Raw genomic sequence first — 532 nt, 5'->3', positions numbered from 1 at the left:
CGGGCTCGCCAATCGGGGGCGGGTGCGCCCGCTGCATTATCTGGACAATGCAGAGATTGCCGCGCATCCTCCTACCGTTCTGACGCCGCAGGCGTCTGGCAGGTCGCCGACATCCTGTCCGGTGTCGCGCCGCCCAAAGACGCGCCGCGTCTCGGTATCGCCTACAAGACGGGCACGTCCTATGGCTACCGCGATGCGTGGTCGGTGGGCTATGACGGGCGGCGTGTGCTGGGCGTGTGGGCCGGGCGACCCGATGGCGGCTCGGTGCCGGGGCTGACCGGCTATCTGGCCGCCGCCCCTATTCTGTTCGAGGCGTTCTCACGCTCGGGCGTGGGCATCGTTCCATTCCCGCCTGCGCCGGCAGGCGCGATCCGGCTTGCCGCGTCCGATCTTCCCTTTCCGATGCGGCGGTTTTCTGCTGATGGTGGCGGGTTCCGGGCCGGAGCGCCAGTGGAGCCCGCGCCGGAAATCGTGTTCCCGCCGCAGGGTGCGCGCATCGATGTGGGGCTTGCGCGTGGCGCGCGGGTCATGC

General features: G+C 69.9%; 1 pseudogene. It reads left to right on the top strand.

Annotated features, from left to right (window positions below):
* Positions 1-532, top strand: a pseudogene (locus JCM21793_RS29635) (hypothetical protein); the annotation flags it as partial.

This window comes from Nitratireductor aquibiodomus NL21 = JCM 21793 (assembly GCF_000615975.1).
Classification (GTDB): domain Bacteria; phylum Pseudomonadota; class Alphaproteobacteria; order Rhizobiales; family Rhizobiaceae; genus Nitratireductor; species Nitratireductor aquibiodomus.
The sequence above is the reverse complement of the archived record's forward strand: the minus strand, read 5'-3'. Positions and strand labels throughout refer to the sequence as shown.